Consider the following 16,638-nt stretch of genomic DNA (forward strand, 5'->3'; position numbering starts at 1 on the left):
GATTTACTTTATTTTACCCTACTTAAAATGATCAAACTCTTTACGCAATTCCACCAAAGCCAAATGGATACGTTTTTCCACCGCTTTTATCGAAATGTCTAATTCAGTTGCGATTTCTGCATATTTTTTTCCGTCAATTCGATGCATCAAAAAAGCCACACGTTGGGTTTCATTGAGCTTGCCTATCGCTTTTAAAAGTTTCGATTTGAATTCGTCTTCTTCTAAGATAAACTCCGGACTTTCATTAGTGGTATCTTTGTTGGGCGAACTTTTTGCATAATTTAAAACCACTTTTTGGTGCGCGATTACGTTTAAAGAAGCATTGTTGGCAATGGTGTAGACATAGGATTTGGCTTTTTCAATGGGAACATCGGCACAATTTTGCCACAATTTGATGAAGGCTTCTTGGGTTACATCTTCGGCTTGATCTTCGTTGCCAAATTTGTAATAGAGATAATTTCGCAATGCTTTAGCATGACTTTTAAAAAAACCGGAAAAAACATTTTCCTTGCAAATCCCTGATAATTCCTTGTTTGACATACAATTTATTGGCTAAGTCTTTGGTAAAAATAATTATTTTTTTCAATTAAAGTAGGGTAATTTTACGATTGCTTGTTTTATCTTCAAACCAACCCGAGCCAAAGGCGAACGGAGTGGAGCTAAACCTATTATCATTTTATGAATGCATTGCGATATATAATCTTTGGCTTTATATTTTTCTCCTTCGGCAGTTGCCAAAAAGAAGAAGAAACCATTATTCAGGACGAAACCGAAAGTTTTGTGCTTGATTCACCGATAGCAGGTTTGTTGTCGCGAACTTCTCAAAACCCAACGTCAATGGATAATATATTAGACAACTCGAGTTGTTTTAGTGTCCAATTGCCGGTAACAGTGATTGTAAACGGTCAACAAATACTCGTTTCAGACGATGCCGATTACCAAACGGTTCAGGATGCAATTGATGAATTTTCAAACGATGATGATTTGGTCAATTTTGTGTATCCGATAACAATCCGATACCAAAATTTTCAAACCGATGTTTTGCAAGATGCGGATGATTTAGAGGATGTTTTAGATGATTGTGGTGATGATGATGGTTTTGATGAAATTGACTGCATCACTTTGGTTTACCCAATTACAATTAATGTTTACGATAGTAACAATCAGTTGGCCAATACAGTAACTATTACTAGCAATAGCAATCTTTTTAACTTTCTGGCTAACTTAGGAAATAACGTTTATGCAGCCATTAATTATCCAATTTCGGCTATTAATTTCAATGGACAAACTATAGCAATTAATTCTAATAGTCAATTAGAAAATTTTATTGAAGAGTCTATTGATGATTGTGATGATGACAATTCAGGCGGTGGCGGAACAGGAAACCAAACCTTTACCGACGTTTTGATATCAGGCAGTTGGTATATCTCTTATTTCACTGAAGATGATGACAACGAAACCGCTTATTTTAACGGTTATAATTTTACTTTCAATACTAATGGAACAACAACTGCGGTTAAAAACGGAGTGACTACTAATGGAACTTGGAGTACTTATGTTGACAGCGGAGAAAATAAATTAGACTTGAGTTTTGATGGTGCTATTTTAGATGAAATCGAAGAAGATTGGAGAATCATTGAGTTTTCTGCAACGCAAATCCGATTAAAACATATAAGTGGTGGTAATGGTGGAACCGACTATTTAACATTCACCAAAAATTAAGATTGATTATGAAGTTTTTGTTTAAAAAAACCTCTGATAATGAGTTGAAATGTAAAGAAGAACCGAGCAAAATATCTAAAATGCAATATTTTTTGAACCAGTTTTTAATATGGATTTTTATCTTTTTAATACTGATGTTTGTGATGGATTTTTTAAATATTAATACTAACTTAAACGAATAAATAATGAAAAAACTAATTTTAATTCCAGCCCTATTTTGCCTATTTATGTTAAATGTGGCCTCTATGTGTAGTTCTGATGATGATTCTTCTTCTTCTCAAGATCCAACACCGGTAATTAATACCGCTACCGATGGCACTTGGAGAGTTACTAGTTATGTTGATTCTGGAACCGACGAGACAAACCATTTTACAGGTTACAATTTTACTTTTGCTACAGGTAATGTTTTAACAGCTACCAATGGAACCAATACCTACACCGGAGTTTGGTCGGTTACTTCTGATGATAGTAATGATGACAGTCCAAGTAGTGATTTAGATTTCAATATTGCGTTTGCCACACCGGCTAACTTTGCAGATCTTACCGATGATTGGGAAATAGTATCATACACTGCAACAACTATTTCATTAATTGATATCAGTGGTGGAAATGGCGGAACAGATACGTTGGTTTTTACTAAGAATTGAGTTTGATTTTAAATAGAGTTATTGATTGAAAACCATCCTGATAAAAAGGATGGTTTTTTTATTTGGTCAAGCATAGAAGTTCTAAATCAAATCCTTAAATTTGCACTTCATTAAAAACAAAGCATACCATTATGTTCAATAATTTAAGTGATAAACTAGACAAAGCATTACATATCCTAAAAGGACATGGAAAAATCACCGAAGTCAATGTAGCCGAGACTTTAAAAGAAGTACGTCGCGCTTTATTGGATGCCGATGTTAATTTTAAAATTGCCAAAGATTTTACCACAAGAGTTAAAGACAAAGCTATTGGTGAAAATGTATTAACTACATTACAACCGGGACAATTGATGGTCAAAATCGTAAAAGACGAATTGACCGAATTAATGGGCGGCGAAGCAACCGGCATCAACTTGTCAGGAACGCCATCGATTATTTTGATGTCGGGTTTACAAGGTTCGGGTAAAACGACTTTCTCCGGAAAGTTGGCCAATTATTTAAAAACTAAAAAAGGTAAAAAACCATTATTGGTAGCTTGTGATATCTATCGTCCTGCGGCAATTAACCAGTTACACGTGGTTGGAGACCAAATAGGAGTAGAAGTTTATTCAGAACCGGAAAATAAAAATGCGGTTTCTATTGCTCAAAATGCCATTCAATATGCTAAATCAAACGGATTTAATGTAGTCATTGTCGATACTGCCGGTCGTTTGGCCATTGACGAGGAAATGATGAACGAGATTGCCAATGTGCATGCCGCCATCAAACCACAAGAGACTTTGTTTGTAGTTGATTCGATGACAGGTCAAGATGCGGTGAATACTGCAAAAGCGTTTAATGACAGATTGAATTTTGACGGTGTTATTCTAACCAAACTAGATGGTGATACTCGCGGTGGAGCTGCGATTTCGATTAAATCGGTTGTAGATAAACCAATCAAATTCATCGGAACCGGTGAAAAAATGGAAGCCATCGATGTTTTCTATCCTTCGCGTATGGCGGAAAGAATCCTCGGTATGGGTGACGTTGTTTCCTTAGTAGAAAGAGCACAAGAGCAATACGATGAAGAAGAAGCGAGAAAACTCCAAAAGAAAATCGCTAAAAACGAATTTGGTTTTGATGATTTCTTAGCCCAAATCCAACAGGTGAAAAAAATGGGGAACATGAAAGACTTAGTTGGAATGATTCCCGGTGCCGGAAAAGCATTGAAAGATGTTGAAATTGAAGACGATGCGTTCAAACATATTGAAGCTATCATTCACTCGATGACACCATTGGAAAGAACCAAACCGGCTGTCATTGATATGAAAAGAAAAAACAGGATTGCCAAAGGTTCCGGAACCAAAATAGAGCAAGTCAACCAATTGCTCAAGCAATTTGACCAAATGAGCAAAATGATGAAGATGATGCAAGGCGGTGGCGGCAAAAATTTGATGCGCATGATGGGCGGCATGAAAGGCATGAGATAATGTAGAGACGCGATTTATCGCGTCTTATTTTTTTATAACAACACACAACAAAATAGCTACATGGAATTATTAGACGGAAAGAAAGTCTCCAACGACATCAAAGCAGAAATCATGGCTGAAGTGAATAAAATGAAAGCCAATGGTGAGAAAGTACCGCATTTGGCTGCAGTAATTGTCGGTAATGACGGTGCGAGTTTGACTTACGTTGGGAGCAAAGTAAAAGCCTGTGAATTGGTTGGTTTTGAATCGACTTTGGTAAAAATGCCAAGCACTACTTCGGAAACGGAGTTGTTGAAGAAGATTAAAGAACTCAACGAGAATGACGACATCGATGGTTTCATCGTGCAGTTGCCTTTGCCGGAGCAAATTGATACCCAAAGGGTTTTGATGGCGATTGACCCAAGTAAAGATGTTGATGGTTTTCACCCGGAAAACTTCGGAAAAATGGCTTTGGACATGACGACTTTTATTCCGGCGACGCCATTTGGAATTCTGGAATTATTGGAACGATACAACGTAGAAACCAAAGGAAAACACACCGTTGTCATCGGAAGAAGTCACATCGTTGGTCGTCCAATGAGTATTTTGATGGGCAGAAAAGGATTTCCGGGAAATTCAACGGTTACCTTGACACACAGTTACACTAAAAACATAGCCCAAATCACCACACAAGCCGATATTATTATCACGGCTTTAGGTGTGCCGAATTATCTGAAAGCCGAAATGATTAAAGATGATGCTGTTGTAATTGACGTAGGTATTACCCGTGTAGCCGATGATACTGATCCAAGAGGTTACCGAATTACCGGTGATGTCGATTTTGAATTTGTATCCAAAAAAGCTTCGTATATCACACCGGTTCCTGGCGGCGTTGGACCAATGACAATTGCAATGCTGTTGAAAAATACGTTACTCGCCAGAGAGCAAAAAAGATTAAGATTAGAATAAAAAAATCCTGAGTGACAACTCAGGATTTTTTGTTTTTACCGTTTTTATATTGGACTTTTTCCACCACTTGGACTTTTGGCGCTTGCTTTTTGTCTCTGGGGTTAAAAGGTTTAGCTCCGCTCTGTTCGGCTTTGCCTCGGGTCTTTTTGAAATCTGTTTTAGGTTTAGCCTTGAATTCCGTTTTTTCTTTGAACTCTGTTTTCGGCTTTTCAGCAACATTTTTCTTAACCTCGGCCTGATTTTGTTTAATCACATCCATCGCATTCTTCGGTTCTTCTTTGGTGCCGCGCAAATGAATGACCAAACCGTTTAAGAAATTGCGCAACACTTGGTCGCCACAATCCATGTATTTCGGATGATCGGTAGCTCGGAAAAAAGCACCCAATTCGGCCGCAGAAATTCTGAAATCCACCAATTGCATGATTTCTACTATTTGGTCATCGCGCAGTTGAAGCGCAACACGTAATTTTTTAAATATATCGTTGTTGTTCATTTGTCTTAAATTAGAAAAGCCAAAGGTACGCCTTTTTAAAATTTTCGCGCCACAATTTTTCGTTGTGTTGCCCGCCTTTGACAATTACTTTTTTGTTGAGTTTTTTGCATTCACAACGCTTGGTATTGACCCATTTTTCTACGTTTTCCATATCGGGAATCACATCGGCATCGCCTTCATTATCACCACATAAGAAATAAACTTTGGTTTTGAAGGTTTCTGTTTTTGATAACAAATCGTTGATGTCTTTTCGGTTAAACCAAAAAGAAGGTGAGAAGCAACCGACTTTTCCAAACACTTCCGGATATTTTAAAGCGGCATAAAATGAAACCAATCCGCCCAAAGAACTGCCCATAATGGCTGTGTTCTTTGCATTGGTTTTGGTTCGGTAAGTTGCGTCAACTTTCGGTTTTAAAGTTTTGACGATAAAATCCAAATAAGCATCAGCTTTACCACCGGCATATTTTGGGTGTGGATAAGGTGTTAATTCTTCAATTCGTTTATCGCCACCATGTTCGATTCCGATTACTATTACTTGTGCATTGATACTATCTAGAGTTTCATCTACATTCCATTCGCCCACATAAGAAGTCTTGGCGTCAAAAAGGTTTTGAGCATCATGCATGTAAATGACAGGATATTTTTTGGCGGAAGCCGAATAATCTTTAGGCAAATACACCCAGATTTTTTTGTTGCTTTTGAGTTGTGGTGCTTCGATAGTAAAAGTTGAAACTTGCTTGCTGGCAGTACTTTCCTGAGCATTTGACTGAAAAAAAATAAAGCCAAATAAGAGCAAAAAAATAGTTTTCAAAATGATTAATTATTGGAATCAGTTTCTTTTTCCTTTTCTTTTTCCTTTTCTTTATCTTCGCTCTGTTCGGCATTGCCTCGAGTCTTTTTTTTCTTCTTCTCCGATTTTTGAGTTTTTAGTAAAGCGTATTTTTCCTTTTGAGAAGCACTTAGATAGCCCAATATGGTTTTCTCCATATTTTCTTGAATGGATTTTATTTCGGCTGCTTTTTCTTCGTCTGAGTATTCGCTTTTTATTACAATATCTATTCGCTTACTGTTATTAATCATTTCATTTTTAATCGCAATATATTGTAGCTCGTCAAGGGTCAAATCAGTTTTTAAAACCGACATATAACTGTCCACTTGTTTGGTTCTGTTTTTTTCAATCTCTGCCGGAGTCAATTCTCTTGGGGTTGATTGCGGACTTTGCATTCTGTTGTTTCTATTCATGCCTTGACCACCATTGGGATTGCCGAATTGTGCATTGGCTCCAACGCTAAAAAAGAGAAGACAAACAAATACTATTTTTAATATTTTCATGATATTCCTAAAATTTAAAAAAGTAAAATTAAGTAAAATTATACAGGTATCAATGTTAAAAAATAAATGATTAACATTTGGCAAAAAATCATATTTTAGCAAAAAAATAATTTATTGATGAACAAATACGAAGAAAAATTAGCTTTATTGTCTGAAATGATTGCTTTTTCTGTGGTTGACGGAAGACTGCATGAAAGGGAGTTTCTTTTTCTAACAATGATTGCCGATGAACTTCAGGTAACTCAAGAAGATTTTAAAGCCTTGTTTCATCACGAAAACTATCCTACAGTTATTAAAACGGAGTTTGAGCGTATCCAACAATTCTACAGATTGGCTTTGCTAATGCATTGTGATGGAGTGTTACACGAACGTGAACAAATTAAAATACACGAAATCGGGATCAACATGGGATTGAATCCGCATGCCATCAAACGGGTATTGAAAGCCATGGCAATTTCTCCAACCAAAATGATTTCTCCTGAGTTTTTACTCGAAGTTTTTCAAGAGCAGTTAAACTGATATTTAGTCAGTTAAAGAATTCTTAAATACGTCAAAATTTCATTTTTGAACTTTGTTGTGTTGCCAAAATGGCTTAAAAATAGCCTTGGTATATCCTTTGTTTTTTCAGTTGTAAAAAGAGTGTTTAACATTAAATTTTTACAACCATGAATTTAGTTAAAAGAAATTACAACAATTTTCCATCAATCATTGATGAGTTTTTGAAACCGGACTGGTTTGGAGGTTTCCAAAATTTACAAACTAACATACCGGCGGTTAACATTAAGGAAACGGATACTAATTACAGTTTAGAATTGGCCGCGCCCGGAAAAGTTAAGGACGATTTTGTGATTGAAATCGACCACAATGTTTTGACTATTTCTTCTGAAGTTAAAACAGAAAACGAACAAAAAGACGATAACGGAAGATATACCCGAAGAGAGTTTAGTTATGCGGCTTTCAGAAGAGCCTTTACTTTACCTGAAACGGTGAATACAGAGGATATCAATGCCAATTATGAGAACGGAGTATTATGGATAACCTTGCCTAAAAAACAAGAAGCATTACCCAAGCCGAAGCGATTGATTGATATCTTGTAAATGAAAAAAGCGTCCTAAATCAGGACGCTTTTTTATTTAATGGTTGATCTTTATTTCAATGAGATTTAATATATCATTTTGTAAAGTTTCATCTTTAATGTCGATTCGAATGCCACGACCTTCAGCATGTACTTTAGTGGCTAACAGTTCTTTTTTTATGGATTCAGAGATGTTACTTGTCATAATTTCATCAGTGGCTTTTTGACCAAAAACAAAGGCGACTTTAAAGAAGTTATCCCTTGGCAGTAAGTAAATAATCACTCTTTTTTTGTCCTTAATTCTGAGACTCCAACCGAATTTCTCGTTTGAGAAGTTCCATTCACAGATGGCTTTTGGATATAATTTTTTGGTATGTTCTGCAAAAGTTTGCCAATAAACATAAGTTTTACCTAAAGCTTCCTGAAGTTGGACTTCGTTTGGGGTTTCTGACTTATTGGTAAAAATACTTTTCATAGCTTTCGATTAAGTGATCGCTAATTTACTCTGCAACGCATGAATCTCATCGCGAAACTTTGCCGCTTGCATAAAGTCTAAATCTTTAGCCGCTTTTTCCATCGCTTTTCGGGCGTCACGGATTTTTTTTTCGATTTCGGGTTTGGATAAATAAAGGCTTTCGGGTTCGGCAGCTTTGGCAATTTTATCTTCAAAATATTGTGTAGAAACAGAGTTGCTACTCAAAGCATTTCCTAAGCTTTTATTCAATGCTTTTGGTTCCAAACCGTGTAAAGTGTTGTAAGCGCTTTGTTTTTCCCGACGATAATTGGTTTCGTCTATGGTTTTTTGCATACTGTTGGTAATCTTATCAGCGTACAAAATCGCTTTGCCGTTGACGTTTCGCGCAGCGCGTCCAACGGTTTGCGTCAGAGAGCGATGACTTCGCAAAAAACCTTCTTTATCTGCATCTAAAATCGCAACCAACGATACTTCGGGTAAATCTAAACCTTCACGGAGTAAGTTTACACCAATTAAAACATCAAACAAACCTTTGCGCAAATCTTGCATGATTTCTACCCGTTCCAAAGTATCAACATCTGAGTGAATGTATCGACAACGAATCGAAACTTTGGTTAAATATTTGGTCAGTTCTTCCGCCATTCTTTTGGTTAAGGTGGTGACCAAAACGCGTTCATCGGCTTCGCAACGCAACTGAATTTCTTCGATTAAATCATCAATTTGGTTCAAACTCGGCCGTACTTCAATAATCGGATCCAATAATCCTGTTGGACGAATCACTTGTTCCACATAAATGCCTTCCGATTTTTGCAATTCATAATCTGCAGGTGTTGCCGAAACATAAACGACTTGGTTTTGCATACTCTCAAATTCCTCAAACTTTAACGGACGGTTGTCCATCGCAGCCGGTAATCGGAAACCATATTCGACCAAATTCTCTTTCCGACTTCTATCACCACCATACATGGCATGTACTTGCGAAATTGTTACGTGACTTTCATCGACAACCATCAAATAGTCATCGGGAAAATAATCGAGTAAACAGAAAGGTCGTGTTCCCGGAAGTCGACGGTCTAAATATCTTGAGTAATTCTCAATGCCGGAGCAATAACCCAATTCGCGTATCATTTCCAAATCGAAATTGGTACGCTCTTCTAAACGTTTGGCTTCAAGATGTTTGCCGACTTCTTTAAAATAATCGACTTGTTTGACCAAATCTTGTTGGATATCCCAAATTGCTGATTGCAAAACATCGGGTGACGTTACAAACATATTGGCGGGATAAATATTCAGTTTTTCGTAGCGTTCAAAAACTTTCGCGGTTTTTGGATCAAAAGCTTCAATTTCTTCAATTTCATCGCCAAAGAAATGCACGCGAAAAGGTTCGTCCGCATAACTTGGGAAAATTTCCACGGTGTCGCCTTTGATTCTGAAAGTTCCGGGTGTGAATTCTACTTCGGTTCTGGAGTATAAACTTTGGACTAAGCGGTGTAATAATTTGGTGCGAGAAATCACTTGACCTTTGTCTATCGAAATTACATTTTTTTGAAATTCCACCGGATTTCCGATACCATACAAACAAGAAACAGAAGCCACAACCAAAACATCTCTACGGCCGGATAATAGGGCAGAAGTAGTGCTTAAACGCAGTTTTTCTAATTCGTCATTGATGGATAAATCTTTTTCGATAAAAACGCCGGTAACCGGAATGTAAGCTTCGGGTTGGTAATAGTCGTAATAAGACACAAAATACTGTACGGAATTGTTCGGAAAAAATTGCTTAAACTCCGAATACAATTGCGCGGCCAAGGTTTTATTGTGAGCCAAAACCAAAGTCGGTTTCTCGACTTCCTGAATCACATTTGCCATAGTAAATGTCTTTCCGGAACCGGTAACACCTAAAAGCGTTTGGTATTTTTCACCACTAACAATCCCTTTGACTAATTTGTCAATGGCTTGTGGTTGGTCACCGGTAGGTTGGTATTCGGATACGACTTGGAATTTCATAATAAATAATTTGTGGCTAACCCGAGCACGCAGTGCGAATTGTGTAGAGCGCAGCGGAGCAAGTTACTATGTTGCTGAGTGGCTAAGTTACAAAGAATAAAATTTAAACTAAACCATTGATTTTTGCATATTGTAATAACATAATTGTCTTCGCATCTTTGATTTCGCCTGACGCAATCATGTTGTAAGCTTGGTCAAAATTGAGCTCTAAAACTTCGATGTTTTCTTGTTCTTCTTGTATTCCGCCACCATCATTGACTTTCATGTCCTTGGTATATTCGGCAGCAAAGAAATGGACAATTTCGGTAACGGAACCTGGCGACATATAAACTTCAAATAGTTTTTCTACAGCTGAAATTTGATAACCGGTTTCTTCTTCAGTTTCTCTTCTGATGCATTCCTCGGCGTTGTCTTTGTCTAATAATCCGGCGCAGGCTTCTACCATCATTCCGGTTTCGTTGCCATTGACATAAGTTGGTAAGCGGAATTGTTGTGTTAAGATTACCGTTTTAGCTTTTTTGTTATATAACAAAATCGTGGCGCCATTTCCTCGGTCATATGCTTCGCGAATTTGCGTTTCCCAATTGCCGTCTTTTTTGAGATAGTTGTAAGTGATTTTTCGGAGCACATACCAATTGTCTGAAAGGATTTCTGATTTGAGGATTTCTATTTTTGGGTTACTCATAAGTTTAACGAATTAATCATTTCGGTTTGTTGTTTTGGCGAAAGAAATGTCCATGCGACCAAGCGGCTTATCTTTTGGCCTTGCGCCATATCAATGGTTTTGATTTCGGCGGCGCTAACTTTATTTAGCGTTTTATAAATGCTTTTCAAATTGTCTTTTTTGGAAACCAAAGTCGTAAACCATAAACATTGTAACGGATATTTGGCACTTTCATAAATCATTTGGGTAATAAATCCGATTTCGCCACCATTACACCACAATTCTGCATTTTGACCATCAAAATTTAAAACGGGATTTGAGGTCTTTTTATCATTTAAAGTATTCACTTTGCGCAACGCACTTTTTGCCGCTTCTTCAGCCGAGTTGTGAAAGGGCGGATTGCAAATGGTGAAAGCAAATTTGTCTTCGGGCAAAATAATGTTTTTGAAAATAAATCTTGGTTCGACTTGTAATTGTAAACTAATGGCATCAATTAACTTTGGGTTTTCAGCGATAATTTTTTTGCAATTTTGAAGCGCTTTTTCATCGATATCAGTACCAACAAAACTCCAGCCATAAGCGCTATTTCCTATAATCGGATAAATGCAATTGGCACCAATACCAATGTCCAAACCGACTACAGTTTCGCCTTCAGGAATGATTCCGTTATTTGTTGTAGCCAATAAATCTGCGATGTAATGAATATAATCAGTTCTTCCGGGAATTGGCGGACAAAGATAGTTGGCAGGAATATCCCAATTTTGAATGTCGTAATGGAAAATCAGTAAGGCTTTATTCAGTGCTTTTACAGCATCAGGATTACTGAAATCCACGGTTTGCTTCGACTGTTCGCTATCGCTCGAGCCTATTTTGTGTTCGTTGGTATGAACAAAACTTTTCAACTCCGGACAAACTTTGATCAAGGCTTCAAAATCGTATCGAAATCGGTGTGGATTTCTAGGATGTAAAGTAGTTTTTTCTGAACTGTTTTGAGTTTTCAAGGGTTGTTTTTTTAATTAGTCCCAACATTCCATCAGCAATAAATCGCCTTCGGTATGGGAAATTGACACAATTCCGTCTGTGGTAACGTGGTTGCTGCTTCCGGTTCGGTAACCGATGGTCAATTCTTCCTGGGTCAATGAATAGAAAAGATTTCGAGTGGTAATGCCGCTTACTTTTCCGATGGGAATCAGTGAAATAATGGTGTTTTCTGTGTACCATTTTTCAAAAGTATTGGGTAATAAGAACACTTTGGAATGGTCGTCCAAAATAACCACTTTCAGTTTATTTCGGTAAGCAACGATGTTCGTTAAATTAGTGATGGTGTGATCGGCACGTTTTCCGGTGGCCCAAATGACATTCGCTGCTTTATGTCCTTTTTCGATTAAATAGTCAAAGGCTTTTTCCAAATCAGTTTTGTCTTGGTTGGGCGCGTACACAATTTCAATCGGATATTGTTTTTCTTTGTAATAGTCAGCATCAAAACCTCGGTCAAAATCGCCTAATAATACATCAACTTTAATCCCTAATTCTAAAACCCGTTCAATAGCAGAATCTAAGACTATGACCAATGGTGACCATTCAAGCAATTGTCCTAATAGTTCAGCGCTACAAGCTTCTCCATTGGCAATAATTAAAGCCGGTTCTTGGTCGTCGCGAACGATGTGATGTGATGACATTTTTTGAGTAATGAGTTAGCTGTCGGAAGCATAAAGTTCCTACGGTAAAAGTAATTAAAAAACACTTAGTATTTTGTGCTTCTTACTGAATGATATACTCTGAAATTTCGGTTTTACTCAGTCGGAAATAACCCAAAGCAAAATTGTTGAAATTGGTTTGGTTGACTATATTTCCTCTTACGGTTGAGGTTGGTGTAGAAAATGGTCCCATACTATTTGAACCCGTTTGTTCCAATAAAATGTCCATGTAATTATAGTAGTTTAAGGTAATTCCGTTTAAAGTGAATTTTAAAGTATCGTTTGGTTTTAAATCTTCACTAAAATACAAACCAAACATTTCATTGTTTTGAAAAAAACGATCTTCAATCACACCGTATTCTGGAATGACTTTGTAAGGATCATCAATTCTAACCATATAGTGATTGGTTTCATTGACTAAATCGTCAAAAAAGAATTTCACTTCAACTTCATCGCCTAGAATCCCGCCTTCATCATCTTGTTCGATTCGGGTTACCGTTGGCGTATCTAAGAGTTTTTCTGTAGAAGTATACGTTTCGCCTTCATAGATAACGGTTAAAGTGTAAGTTTCATTCACCACGGGAATAAAATTAAGGCATTTATAAATTCCGAGTTCTGTATCTTGGGTAAAATTGAAAACGACATTGGAACTGTTAGTAATGTAAACTACCGCATCAGTAACCGGTGGAATTTCACCGGAGAAGTAATCTGTCGTAGTGGAAAGTTTGACGATTTGTTCGTTTCCGGGAGTTCCGTTAAGCCACTGAATGGAGGCTTCAATTACTAACCTTGGTTCCGAAGTTGATAAGTCAACATCAATGACTTTTTCACAAGAGGTGAATGAAAAAAGGACAATCAGCAAACTAAAATATATGGTTTTCATAGTTTAAAATTTAATGTTATAAGTAGCACTTGGCACAATTCCGAAAATAGACAATCTGATGGCTTCATTATTACCGGTTTCTTGATTTTGTCTGAAGGTAATAGAGGCGGAATTCATTCGGTTGTAGATGTTGTAAATCCCGAAAACCCATTCGCTTTGCCATTTTCTGCCTTTGTTTTTTCTTGGTGTCAAAGTAGCCGAGACATCTAAGTGATGGTACAAGGGTAAATTGTTTTCGTTTCTGGAGCTAAAAATCGGAACTGTGATGCCTTGGTATTCATATTGTCCGGTTGGAAAGGTCACAGGTTGTCCGGTTTGCAAAGTGAAATTGGAACTAAAACGCCATTTTTCATTTAATTTGTAATTCGCTACCACCGCCAAATTGTGCATTTTGTCAAAGCCGGTTCTATACCATCTGCCGTTGTTAATTCCGATTTCTTCCGGAGTTCTTCCGTCAACTTGCTGTTCTGATCTTGACAACGTATAAGAAACCCAACCTTTGAAACGACCTGAGTTTTTTCGGAACAAGACTTCTAATCCGTAAGCTCTTGCTTTTCCGTTCAAGACCACTCTTTCAATAGCTTCGTTGGCTATTAAATTGGCTCCGTCAATATAATCGACACGATTTTTAATTTTTTTGAAAAAAGTTTCGACTTCAAGTGAATACAAATCATCGCTTATATTTCGGAAATAACCTAAAGCTACTTGGTCTAAAATCTGAGGTTTCAAATATTGGTCACTTGGTGCCCAAACATCCAAAGGTGTTGGCGATTGCGTATTTGAAATCAAATGCAAATACTGCGACATTCGGTTATAACTGGCTTTTACAGACTGGTCTTCATTTAAGGTGTAAGCAATGGCAAAACGAGGTTCCAGGTTTTCAAAATTCGCTATCGTTTCATTTTTACCATAACTAACAGTTCCGGTGGGTTCTGCACTTTCGTAGATTAAAAATTGGGAATTAAATGTCACCGGTTGATTGTTGGCATAAGTATTCATCGTTTGTTGGCCCAAACGCAGAAACGAACTAAATCGAAGACCATAAGAAAGGGCAAGGTTTTTAGAAATTTGGTGTTCCGCATCTAAATAAACGGCATTTTCTAAAGCATATTTTTTCTCCAATTGGTCTGCATTAATACCTGATTCTTCACTGGTAGGCTCAATTTTACCCGGATTGAAATCGTAATAATGGGTTTGTATACCGTAAGTAAGTTTGAGTTTGTTAGTCAAATAATGTTTGAAATCGTATTTGAAATTGTAGTTTTTGATTCCGCTATCCCAATTAAATCCAATGATGTCTAATTTGAGACCGTAATAATAATCAGAATAAATCATCGACATATTGGAGAACAATTTGTCTGAAAACAAATGATTCCATCTAAAATTGAGAACCGCATTTCCATAAGTGTTGACAAAACTATTGTTCAGTTGGAACACATCTCTACCAAAATATCCCGAAAGATAAATGTTGTTTTTTTCATTGATGGAATAACTCAATTTGGTGTTCAAATCATAAAAATAAGCCGAGTTTGGATTATCCGCCAGTTTTAGAAATAGATGTGCATAAGAACCTCTTCCGGCAAAAACGAAGGAACCTTTTCCTTTTACAATTGGTCCTTCGGCTAAAATTCTACTGGAAATAAGTCCAATACCGCCATTCATGTGAAAAGAGTCTTTGTTTCCTTCTTTTTGGTAAATGTCTAAGATGGAAGACAATCGACCACCGTATCTTGACGGAATGCCACCTTTATAGAGTTTCAAATCTTTAATGGCATCGGGATTAAAAACCGAAAATAAACCGAATAAATGCGAGGAATTAAAGATGGTAGCTTCGTCTAATAGAACCAAGTTCTGATCAGCACCGCCTCCGCGAACGTTGAATCCCGATTGTCCTTCACCGGCATTGGTAACTCCCGGAAGCGTTAATATCGATTTGATAACGTCGACTTCACCAAATATCACCGGCATTTCTTTGATTTCCTGAATGGTGAGTTTGTTGACACTCATTTCAGGCTTTCTGACGTCCACGCGTTTGCTGTTTTGAACAATTACGACTTCGTCAAGTTGTTGGCTGCTTTCAGTAATTAAGAAATTTTTCCGGGTATCTTGAGTAAGTTCTATGGTTTCTGTTATGGTTTTGTAGCCCACATAACTAACCGATAATGTATAATTTCCTTTGGGCAAAGTAATAGAATAAAAACCGTATTCATTGGTGGTTAGTCCGGTTTTTGTTTCTTCTATATACAAGGAAACCCCAATTAATGTTTCTTTATTTCTGCCATCAGAAACTAAACCACTAATGGTGTATTTTTGTTGTGAATGGAGTTGAAACGTTAATAAAATTAAAAAGATAGGAGTGAAAATATTTTTTGGCATAAATTTGGCTTTAGGAAATACAAAATTCTTAATAAAATTAGTAATTTCCTCATAATCATTTGTTAAGGTTTGGTTAATAGAAAGCGGTAATTTTTAGAGAATTGAGTATTTTCACTATTCAAAAATAAGTTATAATGAAGGCAGGTTTTACGCTATTATTTATATTAATTTTCAGTTTTAAGGGGTTAGCTCAATTTGAACAACCCAAGAAGACTTTGAAAATAGCTCCTGTTACGAATCCTTCAGGGCAAATTGCTCCAACTTCCTCAAAATCGATTACTTATCCGAGTATATTTGATAAGAAAGACAAATTATTAGAGAATGTTTCTTTGCTTAAAAAGAAGCCGGAAGAGGAGAAGAATATAATGGAGAAAGAGCAGTTTGAAGATCCTTCAAAACCCTACACGGAAAGAATGAATAGGAAAAGTAGTGATGGCGAAATTCTGGAAAAATTCAAAAGTGATAGTTTTTTAGGCCAATTTAAAACAGGCTCTAAGGTCATAAGTATTGCTTGCAGAGACCACGAAGCGCCTGACGGAGATTTGGTTAGAATTTGGCTCAATGATAAAATTGTGGTTGATGCTATTTTATTAGAAGTTAGTTTCAAAGAAGTGTATTTAGACTTAAACGAAGGAATCAACAAAATAGAAATCGAAGCTTTAAACCAAGGAGAATCCGGTCCGAATACAGCCCAATTCGTGATTTTTGACGATAAGAAAGGCATGGTAACCACCAATAAATGGAATCTAACCACGGGTGTAAAAGCCAAATTAGTTATCCTAAAAGACGACGGCGGTTTGCAAGAACAGAAATAAAAAAAGCGACTTAATTAAGTCGCTTTTTTTATAAA

Annotated in this window: 18 protein-coding genes; 7 read left to right on the forward strand and 11 right to left on the reverse strand. The window is 36.9% G+C overall.

Features of this window, described 5'->3' with window-relative positions; genetic code table 11:
• Positions 1 to 18 precede the first annotated feature (18 nt).
• The gene (locus B3C16_RS12530; protein WP_121314833.1) at positions 19 to 540 is read right to left on the reverse strand and encodes an RNA polymerase sigma factor; all 522 of its coding nucleotides are present in this window, start codon (positions 538 to 540) and stop codon (positions 19 to 21) included.
• Between the two features lie 138 nt (positions 541 to 678).
• On the opposite strand from B3C16_RS12530, the gene B3C16_RS12535 reads away from it, so the two are divergent.
• The 4 genes from B3C16_RS12535 to B3C16_RS12550 all read left to right on the forward strand — a co-directional run bounded on the left by B3C16_RS12535 (position 679) and on the right by B3C16_RS12550 (position 4,786).
• A complete protein-coding gene (locus B3C16_RS12535; RefSeq protein ID WP_291132187.1) occupies positions 679 to 1,722 on the forward strand; it encodes a hypothetical protein in 1,044 nt (347 codons plus the stop codon).
• A 185-nt stretch (positions 1,723 to 1,907) separates the two neighbouring features.
• The gene (locus tag B3C16_RS12540) at positions 1,908 to 2,369 is read left to right on the forward strand and encodes a hypothetical protein (protein WP_121314829.1); all 462 of its coding nucleotides are present in this window, start codon (positions 1,908 to 1,910) and stop codon (positions 2,367 to 2,369) included.
• A 131-nt stretch (positions 2,370 to 2,500) separates the two neighbouring features.
• Positions 2,501 to 3,838: a signal recognition particle protein gene (gene ffh / locus B3C16_RS12545; protein ID WP_121314827.1), complete on the forward strand. Its 1,338-nt coding sequence runs from the start codon at positions 2,501 to 2,503 to the stop codon at positions 3,836 to 3,838.
• A 60-nt stretch (positions 3,839 to 3,898) separates the two neighbouring features.
• Positions 3,899 to 4,786, forward strand: coding sequence for a bifunctional 5,10-methylenetetrahydrofolate dehydrogenase/5,10-methenyltetrahydrofolate cyclohydrolase (locus B3C16_RS12550; RefSeq protein ID WP_121314825.1), 888 nt, complete (start codon positions 3,899 to 3,901; stop codon positions 4,784 to 4,786).
• A gap of 19 nt (positions 4,787 to 4,805) precedes the next feature.
• Here the strand turns inward: B3C16_RS12550 and B3C16_RS12555 are convergent, their stop codons facing one another.
• Genes B3C16_RS12555 through B3C16_RS12565 form a run of 3 tightly spaced genes read right to left on the reverse strand, consistent with a single transcriptional unit; the run spans position 4,806 to position 6,611 of the window.
• Positions 4,806 to 5,279 (reverse strand): DUF1456 family protein, encoded by a 474-nt coding sequence (locus tag B3C16_RS12555; RefSeq protein ID WP_291132195.1) that lies wholly within the window; start codon positions 5,277 to 5,279, stop codon positions 4,806 to 4,808.
• 10 nt (positions 5,280 to 5,289) lie between these two features.
• Positions 5,290 to 6,090, reverse strand: coding sequence for an alpha/beta hydrolase (locus B3C16_RS12560; protein WP_414655266.1), 801 nt, complete (start codon positions 6,088 to 6,090; stop codon positions 5,290 to 5,292).
• Positions 6,091 to 6,095: 5 nt separating this feature from the next.
• Entirely contained in the window at positions 6,096 to 6,611 is a 516-nt protein-coding gene (locus tag B3C16_RS12565; protein ID WP_291132197.1) for a hypothetical protein, read from the reverse strand.
• A gap of 117 nt (positions 6,612 to 6,728) precedes the next feature.
• On the opposite strand from B3C16_RS12565, the gene B3C16_RS12570 reads away from it, so the two are divergent.
• A complete protein-coding gene (locus B3C16_RS12570; protein ID WP_121314819.1) occupies positions 6,729 to 7,130 on the forward strand; it encodes a TerB family tellurite resistance protein in 402 nt (133 codons plus the stop codon).
• 146 nt (positions 7,131 to 7,276) lie between these two features.
• Positions 7,277 to 7,708 (forward strand): Hsp20/alpha crystallin family protein, encoded by a 432-nt coding sequence (locus B3C16_RS12575; protein ID WP_121314817.1) that lies wholly within the window; start codon positions 7,277 to 7,279, stop codon positions 7,706 to 7,708.
• Between the two features lie 36 nt (positions 7,709 to 7,744).
• Here B3C16_RS12575 and B3C16_RS12580 read toward each other — a convergent pair whose 3' ends face one another.
• The 7 genes from B3C16_RS12580 to B3C16_RS12610 all read right to left on the reverse strand — a co-directional run bounded on the left by B3C16_RS12580 (position 7,745) and on the right by B3C16_RS12610 (position 15,788).
• Positions 7,745 to 8,161 carry a DUF3788 family protein gene (locus B3C16_RS12580; RefSeq protein ID WP_291132201.1) on the reverse strand — a complete coding sequence of 139 codons (417 nt, stop codon included), beginning with the start codon at positions 8,159 to 8,161 and terminating at the stop codon, positions 7,745 to 7,747.
• A gap of 9 nt (positions 8,162 to 8,170) precedes the next feature.
• On the reverse strand, positions 8,171 to 10,168 hold the full coding sequence (uvrB, locus tag B3C16_RS12585; protein WP_291132204.1) for an excinuclease ABC subunit UvrB: 1,998 nt from the start codon (positions 10,166 to 10,168) through the stop codon (positions 8,171 to 8,173).
• Between the two features lie 103 nt (positions 10,169 to 10,271).
• Complete coding sequence (nudK, locus tag B3C16_RS12590) at positions 10,272 to 10,853, reverse strand: GDP-mannose pyrophosphatase NudK (RefSeq protein WP_291132207.1); 582 nt, start codon at positions 10,851 to 10,853, stop codon at positions 10,272 to 10,274.
• Complete coding sequence (gene rlmF / locus B3C16_RS12595) at positions 10,850 to 11,833, reverse strand: 23S rRNA (adenine(1618)-N(6))-methyltransferase RlmF (protein WP_291132210.1); 984 nt, start codon at positions 11,831 to 11,833, stop codon at positions 10,850 to 10,852. The genes nudK and rlmF overlap by 4 nt, the downstream gene beginning before the upstream one ends.
• 15 nt (positions 11,834 to 11,848) lie before the next feature.
• Positions 11,849 to 12,511 (reverse strand): thiamine diphosphokinase, encoded by a 663-nt coding sequence (locus B3C16_RS12600; RefSeq protein ID WP_121314808.1) that lies wholly within the window; start codon positions 12,509 to 12,511, stop codon positions 11,849 to 11,851.
• An 82-nt stretch (positions 12,512 to 12,593) separates the two neighbouring features.
• Entirely contained in the window at positions 12,594 to 13,412 is an 819-nt protein-coding gene (locus tag B3C16_RS12605) for a DUF4249 family protein (RefSeq protein ID WP_121314807.1), read from the reverse strand.
• Positions 13,413 to 13,415: 3 nt separating this feature from the next.
• Entirely contained in the window at positions 13,416 to 15,788 is a 2,373-nt protein-coding gene (locus B3C16_RS12610) for a TonB-dependent receptor (protein ID WP_291132216.1), read from the reverse strand.
• Between the two features lie 134 nt (positions 15,789 to 15,922).
• Between B3C16_RS12610 and B3C16_RS12615 the strand changes: the two genes are divergently transcribed.
• Entirely contained in the window at positions 15,923 to 16,603 is a 681-nt protein-coding gene (locus tag B3C16_RS12615) for a hypothetical protein (protein WP_291132221.1), read from the forward strand.
• Positions 16,604 to 16,638 lie beyond the last annotated feature (35 nt).

The organism is Flavobacterium sp. UBA7682 (assembly GCF_002482945.1).
Taxonomy (GTDB): Bacteria; Bacteroidota; Bacteroidia; order Flavobacteriales; family Flavobacteriaceae; genus Flavobacterium.